9 protein-coding genes are annotated in these 7,852 nt (G+C 65.4%); 8 read left to right on the top strand and 1 reads right to left on the bottom strand.

The genetic code is table 11. The features are described 5' to 3' along the window. The first annotated feature begins 42 nt into the window (after positions 1 to 42). From ACLP25_RS16355 to ACLP25_RS16320, 8 genes are all read left to right on the top strand, one after another. Complete coding sequence (locus tag ACLP25_RS16355) at positions 43 to 1,500, top strand: BCD family MFS transporter (protein WP_442470242.1); 1,458 nt, start codon at positions 43 to 45, stop codon at positions 1,498 to 1,500. Beyond that, complete coding sequence (puhA, locus tag ACLP25_RS16350; protein WP_442470241.1) at positions 1,497 to 2,258, top strand: photosynthetic reaction center subunit H; 762 nt, start codon at positions 1,497 to 1,499, stop codon at positions 2,256 to 2,258. Before ACLP25_RS16355 ends, puhA begins: the two co-directional genes overlap by 4 nt. Continuing rightward, positions 2,255 to 2,908 carry a photosynthetic complex putative assembly protein PuhB gene (puhB, locus tag ACLP25_RS16345; RefSeq protein WP_442470240.1) on the top strand — a complete coding sequence of 218 codons (654 nt, stop codon included), beginning with the start codon at positions 2,255 to 2,257 and terminating at the stop codon, positions 2,906 to 2,908. Before puhA ends, puhB begins: the two co-directional genes overlap by 4 nt. Before the next feature lie 10 nt (positions 2,909 to 2,918). Beyond that, complete coding sequence (gene puhC, locus ACLP25_RS16340; RefSeq protein ID WP_442470239.1) at positions 2,919 to 3,689, top strand: photosynthetic complex assembly protein PuhC; 771 nt, start codon at positions 2,919 to 2,921, stop codon at positions 3,687 to 3,689. Next, positions 3,686 to 4,750: a magnesium-protoporphyrin IX monomethyl ester (oxidative) cyclase gene (gene acsF, locus ACLP25_RS16335; RefSeq protein WP_442470238.1), complete on the top strand. Its 1,065-nt coding sequence runs from the start codon at positions 3,686 to 3,688 to the stop codon at positions 4,748 to 4,750. The genes puhC and acsF overlap by 4 nt, the downstream gene beginning before the upstream one ends. Before the next feature lie 11 nt (positions 4,751 to 4,761). Further along, on the top strand, positions 4,762 to 5,892 hold the full coding sequence (gene puhE, locus ACLP25_RS16330) for a putative photosynthetic complex assembly protein PuhE (protein WP_442470237.1): 1,131 nt from the start codon (positions 4,762 to 4,764) through the stop codon (positions 5,890 to 5,892). A 20-nt stretch (positions 5,893 to 5,912) separates the two neighbouring features. Further along, on the top strand, positions 5,913 to 7,223 hold the full coding sequence (hemA, locus tag ACLP25_RS16325) for a 5-aminolevulinate synthase (protein WP_442470236.1): 1,311 nt from the start codon (positions 5,913 to 5,915) through the stop codon (positions 7,221 to 7,223). Between the two features lie 172 nt (positions 7,224 to 7,395). Then, positions 7,396 to 7,584, top strand: a complete 189-nt coding sequence (locus ACLP25_RS16320) for a hypothetical protein (RefSeq protein WP_442470235.1) — start codon at positions 7,396 to 7,398, stop codon at positions 7,582 to 7,584. Between the two features lie 14 nt (positions 7,585 to 7,598). Here ACLP25_RS16320 and ACLP25_RS16315 read toward each other — a convergent pair. Then, positions 7,599 to 7,852 (bottom strand): hypothetical protein (locus ACLP25_RS16315; RefSeq protein ID WP_442470234.1); only part of this gene is annotated, 254 nt, incomplete at its 5' end.

Below are 7,852 nucleotides of genomic sequence, written 5' to 3'. Positions count from 1 at the left end.
GAGCGGCTTCTACATTTCCGAGGCGCTGGAGGTCGCGCGGTCATGAACGGCCCTAGCGCGGCCATCGTTCACGGGTTCCTGAGCCTCGGGCCGCGGTTCCTGCCGTTTGCGGACGCGGCCACGCCGGAGCTTCCGATGGGGCGCCTGCTGCGCCTGTCGCTATTCCAAGTGACAGTCGGGATGGCTGTGGTGCTTCTGATAGGCACGCTGAACCGTGTCATGATCGTCGAACTCGCGGTCCCGTCTTGGATCGTGGCCTGCATGCTGTCGCTGCCGCTCTTGTTCGCGCCGTTGCGCGCGCTGATCGGCTTCCGTTCGGACCATCACCGGTCGGTCCTCGGCTGGCGGCGCGTGCCCTACATCTGGTTCGGCACGCTGCTTCAGTTCGGCGGCTTCGCGATCATGCCGTTCGCGCTGCTCATTCTGTCCGGCGATACGACCGGCCCGATCTGGGCCGGGCAAGCGGCCGCAGGGCTCGCTTTCCTTCTCGTCGGGGCCGGACTGCACACCGTTCAGACGATCGGACTCGCGCTCGCGACGGACCTCGCGCCCGAGCGCGCCCGTCCGCGGGTGGTCGCGCTCCTGTGCGCGATGCTGCTCGCCGGCATGGCGGTGAGCGCTGTCGTGTTCGGCCTCCTCTTGCGGCATTTCAGCGAAATCCGGCTCATTCAGGTCGTGCAGGGCGCCGCGCTCGTGACAATGGTGCTGAACTGCGCTGCGCTGTGGAAACAGGAGCCGCGGAATTCGAAGCTGACCGCGTCGCCGTCGCGGCCCGTTCGCTTCCTCGACGCGTGGAGCGAATTTGCAGGCGTCGGGCAAACGCGCCGCCGGCTGATCGCGACCGCGCTCGGCACCGCGGGTTTCAGTATGCAGGACATTCTGCTCGAGCCTTATGGCGGCAAGATCCTTCATCTTCCGGTTGGCGTGACCACGGCGCTGACCGCGATGCTCGCGCTCGGCGGCGGCGCTGGGCTCCTGCTCGCGGCGCGGCGTCTGGCGCGGGGGGCCGATCCCCATCGCGTCGCGGGCTTCGGCGCGCTCGTCGGGGTTGTCGCCTTCGCTTGCGTGATCTTGTCCGCGCCGCTCGAAACCGGCCCGCTGTTCGGGCTCGGCGTCGCGCTCATTGGTTTCGGCGGCGGGCTGTTCGCGCACGGCACGCTCACCGCCTCGATAGCGCTCGCCACGCCCGAGGATCGCGGGCTCGCTCTGGGCGCCTGGAGCGCCGCGCAGGCGACAGCCGCCGGGCTCTCGGTCGCCTTCAGCGGCGTCGTCAACGACGTCGGCTCTTCTCTCGCGATGGCCGGCGTCTTCGGCGACGCGGTCGCGAGTCCGGTCACCGGCTACACGCTCGTCTACGCCGTCGAAATCATTCTCTTGCTTGCGACCCTTGTCGCCATCGGGCCGCTTGTTCGCCCGCGCAGCGATCTCCGCAGCGCTCAGCCGTCGCAACTCGCTCCTGTCGTCGCGGGCGGGCTAGAATCTGGAGGGATTGGGTCATGAGAGGCGCCATCGGCAATTTGGACGTCGCACAGATCGTTCTCTACGCATTCTGGTTCTTCCTCGCGGGCTTGATCTTCTACCTGCGCCGCGAGGACCGGCGCGAGGGCTACCCGCTGGAGAGCGAGGCTCAGCGGGGCTTCAAGCCGCGCGACATCATCTGGATTCCGGCTCCGAAGACTTTCTGGCGCGCCGACGGCCGGGAAGTCAAGGCTCCGAATTTCAAGGCCGACGCGCGGCCGATCAGCGCGCGGAAGACGGAAGTCTGGCCGGGAGCGCCCCTCGCCCCGACGGGCGATCCCATGCGCGCGAATGTTGGGCCCGGCAGCTATGCCGAGCGGGCGGACGAGACCTACAAGACCGCCGACGGGCGCGACTTGATCGCGCCGCTCCGCCTCGCGACGAATTTCGCGGTTCCGGCGGACAGCGCCAATCCGAGCGGCTACGCAGTCTACGGGGCCGACCGCGCCCAGGGGGGCGTGATCAGCGATCTGTGGGTCGACCGCGCCGAATCGATCCTCCGCTACTATGAGGTGGCGCTCTCGACTGGCAAACGCGTCCTACTTCCGGTCTATTTCGCGGATGTCGACGCCAAACGACGCCGCGTCACCGTCAACGCCCTGTTGGCCTCTCAGTTCGCCGGCGTGCCGACGACAAGGGATCCAGACAAGGTGACGCTGCTCGAGGAAGACAAGGTCTCGGCCTACTATGGAGCGGGAACGCTCTACGCCACGCCGGCGCGCGTGGAGCCGCTGCTATGAAGGCGGTCAGTCTCGAAAAGCTCCTGCCGGCTGACGTGCCGGAAGGAGAGCGGATCCTCTGGCATGGCAGGCCCCAGTGGATCAGTCTCGCACGGCGCGCTTACCGGGCGGACTACGTCGCCGCCTATTTCGTCGCCCTGACGGTCTGGAGTCTCTGGCCGGCGTCGGAGCAGGGTTGGAGCGCGGCTGCGCTCGCCGGAGTCAAGACGCTGGGTCTGGGAGCGGCGGCCCTCGCCATCGTCGCGGCGCTCAGTTTCCTCTCCGCACGCACGACGCTTTTTGTCGTGACGTCCCGGCGTCTGGTGTTCAAGGTCGGCATCGCGCTGCCGATCTTCATCAATATCCCCTTCAAGGACGTCGGCTCGGCCGCGGCGCGCGTCTATGGCGACGGAACAGGCGACATTCCGCTTGCGCTCCTGAAGGGTCGGCGAATCGGCTACTGGCTTCTGTGGCCACACGCCCGTCCGTTCCATATCCTCAACCCGCAGCCGTGCCTGCGCTGCGTTGCCGAGGCCGCCGTCGTCGCCGAGACGCTCGGCGCAGCCCTTCGAGACGCCTCCGGGCAATCGGCCGCCGCAGCCGCGCAGGCTCGCGAGACGAAGAGCGAGCCCCGCGCAGACGCCCTGACGCTCGCCGAGCGCGCGGCCTGAGGAGCCGACGATGACTGACCATGCCATCAAGCGACCGACCCATGGAATGCCGAGGGAGGTTCTGATCTTTGCCGCCATTCTGATTACGATCACAGTCGCGGGCTCCCTGGCCGCGCGGCTGTCCGGTGTTGGCCGCGCCGCGCCGCCGGTCGCCGAGGCGGTCCAGAGCCTGGCGATGCGCTTCGACGATCAGCCCGATGGCGCCGTTCTCGTGCGTCGCGCGGACGACGGCGCCGCGATCTATCGCATCGCGCCCGAGACGAACGGCTTCATGCGCGCGACGCTGCGTGGCCTTGCGCGCGAGCGCCGCCGCTCCGGACTCGGCGACGAAATCCCCTTCGTCCTGACCTTCTGGAACGACGGCCGCATGTCGCTCGACGATTCTGCAACCGGCCGGCGCGTCCGCGCTCGAAGCTTTTGGCGAAACGAATGCGGGAGCCTTCGCCAAGCTCTTCCGGGCCCAGGGAGGCGTACGATGAGCCTTCTTGCCTCTCTGCGAAGACGGACCTTCGAGGCCCCGTGCGTCGTCGAGATCGAGCGCTCGGCCGAGACCCTCGAAGCGCATGTCGTCATCGACAGCGATTACAGTATCCGCCCCGGCGACGAGGTGCTGGTGCGGGACCCACCGACCGACGCGCCCTTTGGCGAGCGGATCGTCGTCCGGCGAACGGCGACGATCACCCGAGCAGGTCTCCCGGAACGCGTCTGGACGCGCATCGCCGGCAATTTCGAGCTCGGCGAACTCTATGACGTCAGCTTCACCGACAGGAGGAGATTGTGAGCGCTTCCCCCGCTTCCGAGACGCCGTTCGACGCGACCCGCGCTGCGCAGGAAAACACGATGCTCAGCCCGCGCTTCTATACGACCGATTTCGAAGAACTCGACAGAACCGACGTCGAGCCCGTACGTGCGGAGTGGGATCAACTCATCGCCGAGATGCGGTCCGACCCAAACAAGCGGCATTTCCATCGCACGGACGAGTTCGACGATGATTTCTCGAACCTTTCGCCTGAACTCGCCAAGGAGTTCCGCGACTTCCTGATCAGTTCGATCACCGCCGAATTCTCCGGCTGCGTGCTCTATGCCGAGATGAAGAAGCGGGCCAAGAACAAGGACATGAAGGAGCTGTTCACCTTCATGAGCCGGGACGAGGCCCGGCACGCCGCCTTCATCAACGACACGCTCAAGGATTTCGGCATTGGCGTCGATCTCGGGTTCTTGACCAAGTCGAAGAAGTATACCTACTTCCGGCCGAAGTTCATCTTCTACGCGACCTATCTGTCCGAGAAGATCGGCTATTCGCGCTACATCACCATCTTCCGACAGCTCGAGCGCCATCCTGACCGCCGCTTTCATCCGATCTTCAAGTGGTTCGAGGAGTGGTGCAACGACGAGTTCCGCCACGGCGAAGCCTTCGCGCTCCTGATGCGCGCGAACCCGAAGCTGATCTCCGGCCTCAACGTCTACTGGATCAAGTTCTTCCTGCTCGCGGTGTTTGCGACCATGTACGTGCGCGATCATTGCCGGCCGGCATTCCATCAGGCGATTGGGCTCGATCCGACCGAGTACGATTTCGCCGTCTTCCGCCTGACCACGGAGATTTCGCGCCAAACCTTCCCGATCACGCTCGACGTCGACAATCCGCGCTTCCAGCAGGGGCTCGAGCGGCTCTACACGATCGCGCGCGAAATGGAGGACGCGCAGGCTCAAGGCGGGATCGGCGGTAGGCTCAGGAAAATCGCGCTGTCGGGCGCAGCCGCGCTGACCTTTGCGCGGCTCTACCTGCTGCCGAGCCGAACGAACGCGCTGCCGGCGAGCATCCGGCTTGCGCCAGCCTGGTGAGCGCGGCCGCGATGTGCCCGTACGCGACCCCGTTCCTGGCGACCGTCGCGCTCTGGTGGAGCTCGACCGGCCTGATCCTGCTCTTGGATAGCCAGGACCGGCGCACCTACATCGGCAGCATGGTCGGCGCAAGCGCGCTCGTCGCGCTCGCGCTTTGGCTCGTTGCGGTCACTTCGAGCGAAGCGACGGCGCAATCGGCCTATGTCGCCTTCGCCTGCGGCATCGTGGTCTGGGGCTGGCAGCTTCTCGCCTTCTACACCGGCTTCGTCACCGGCCCAAACAAGAGCGCCTGCGCTCCGGGCTCGAGCGCCGTGTCGCGCCTCGTCCAGGCCATCGGCGCGAGCGTCTATCACGAACTCGCCGCGTTCCTCGGCGCCGTTGCGCTGTTCGCGCTGACCCACAATCAGCCGAACAGGGTCGCGCTCTGGACCTACGTCATCCTCTGGCTGATGCACGCGAGCGCGAAGCTCAACCTGTTCCTCGGCGTTCCCAATCTCGGGACCGAGATGCTCCCCAATCACTTGGCCTTCCTGTCGAGCTTCATGGCCCGGCGACCGATGAACGCGCTCTTTCCGCTATCGGTGACCGCAGGAACGGCCGGTTCGGCGCTGCTCTTCGTTGCGGCCTGCCGCAGCGGAGCAAGCGCTGTCGACGTCGCGGGGTTTGCGATGCTTGGTTCGCTGATGGCGCTGGCGGTGGTTGAGCACTGGTTCCTGGTCGTTCCCGTGGACGGCAATGCGCTGTGGCGATCCTTCTGTCGCCGCAGCTCGGATGGACCTCTCGCGACGGCGATTCGGGTCGAGCGGGAGCTCGCCGGCGCCCATGACCCGGAGGAGCGTCTTAGCAAGGAGCGCGGCCTGGGCGGCGCCTTCAGGGCCCACCCGCCGGTTGTCTGCGACGCGCGCAACATCGAGCGCCTGCTCGAGGCGATCGCGGCCGGAACCTTTGGGAAAGTCGATTGCGTGCACGGACTTGTCCGAACCGAGGCGGACTGGATCTGTTTCGAGTTTAGAGAGGGACGGGCGAGCATGGCTGCGCTCGGCCCACGAATGCAGAGGAAACCATTGGTAATCGCGAAAGGGCGAGGGTTCGACCGGGCGCGGCTCAAGGCCGCATTCGAAGGTTGCGCCGCAGCCGCGTGAAAGATTGGACGGAGGACGTCATGCTGACCACGAATAAGGACGAACGAATCGCCCATTTCGCAAGAGCCGTGCAGCGACTGAAGGACGAGCGCCGCTATCGCATCTTCATCGACCTCGAGCGTGACGCATCCCGCTTCCCGACGGCGCTCTGGCGCCCGGGCGGAGGCGAAAAGCCGCGCGATGTAACGATCTGGTGCTCGAACGATTATCTGGGCATGGGCGGGCACCCGGAGGTGCGCGCAGCGGCGACCGCGGCGGCGGACCTGCACGGTGCAGGCGCGGGTGGCACGCGCAACATTTCCGGCACCCACCATCGCATCGTCGAGCTCGAGGCGGAGCTCGCGGATCTTCACGGCAAGGAGGCCGCGCTCGTTTTCACCTCCGGATGGATCTCGAATCTCGCGGGTATTTCAATCATCGCGTCCCTCATGCCGAACTGCCTGATCCTCTCTGACGCCCTCAACCACAATTCGATGATTGAGGGCGTCCGTAGGTCCGGATGCGAAAAGAAAGTCTGGTGGCACAACGACGTTGATCATCTCGAAGAGCTCTTGAAGGCGGCGGATCCGGACCGCGCCAAGCTTGTCGTGTTCGAGAGCCTCTACTCGATGGACGGCGACATCGCGCCGATCGGCAAGATCGTCGAACTCGCCGAGCGTTACAACGCCATGACCTACGTCGACGAAGTACACGCCGTCGGCCTGTATGGCGACCGCGGTGGCGGGATCTCTGAGCGCGAGGATCTCGCGGATCGCATCGATGTTATCGAGGGCACGCTTGCCAAAGGCTTCGGTTCACTTGGCGGCTACATCGCCGCAGACGCGATCATCGTCGACGCCGTGCGAAGCTACGCGCCCCAATTCATCTTTACGACGACCCTGCCGCCGATGGTCGTCGCCGGCGCGTGTGCGGCCATTCGTCACCTCAAGGTTTCCAACGCCGAGCGCGAGGGCCATCAGTATATGGCTTCGGTCACGAAGCACGCCCTCCAGGCCGCGGGCATTCCGGTGCGGGAGAACCCGTCCCATATCGTGCCAGTAATCGTCGGCGATGCGGAGCGCTGCAAGGCGGCGAGCGATCTTTTGCTGCGCCGCCACGACATCTACATCCAGCCGATCAACTACCCGACCGTCGCCATCGGAACGGAGCGGCTGCGGATCACGCCGACGCCGCGTCACACGGAGTCGCATGTGTCTTATTTGGTCGAGGCGCTTGTCGATGTATGGAAGACGCTCGACCTGCCGTTCACAACCGCGCGCATCCTGCCCTTGCGGCGGTGGGCGCCGGTGAACGACTGCGTCTACCCTGAAATGCGAAAGGCGGCGGAGTAGACTCGGGCCAACGTCCTGCCGGTCGCGGAAGCGAGAACGTAAGCGCAGAGGGGACATCGCCTTCCGCAAAAGCGTGACGCCGGCGGCGCGGTTTCATCGGCGTCGGCTGGCTGGGCGACCCGATTTCGTGAACGATTGGGAGCGGTCGAATTTTTTTCCAAAGGCGCATAGCATGACAGCAATCCTTGACGGCTCGGCGACGGCGGCTCTTGACGTCGACCGGCTCGTCGCCCGTTACGACGGCCGCGTGCCGCGCTACACGAGCTATCCGACCGCCCCGCTTTTCACGCCGGCGGTCGGGCCGAGCGTCTATGCGCGCTGGCTTGCGGCGCTGCCGGCGGAAACGCCGCTGTCGCTCTGAGGTGGTTGCGAGTTTCAGGCGCCACAGAAATGCCTCAGATTGATCAATGTGTAGGCCATCAGTTTCATACCGTAGTGTCGCTGCTGTTTGAACTCGAAGCGCAACAGCAACCGCTTGAATTTATCTTCCCACGCGAAAGTTCGCTCCACGCATAGCCGTAACGAATGGATGGCGGCATTGAACAACCGCTTCCGCCCACGCTTCGGGGCCTTCCGATTGCGCGGGTTTTCCTTGACGTTTGGAACCAGCCCCGCGTTGAAGATCGCTT

The sequence above is a fragment of the Roseiarcus sp. genome, from assembly GCF_052145395.1.
In the GTDB taxonomy this organism is placed as follows: domain Bacteria; phylum Pseudomonadota; class Alphaproteobacteria; order Rhizobiales; family Beijerinckiaceae; genus Roseiarcus.
This window is presented reverse-complemented; position numbering and strand designations above follow the sequence as displayed.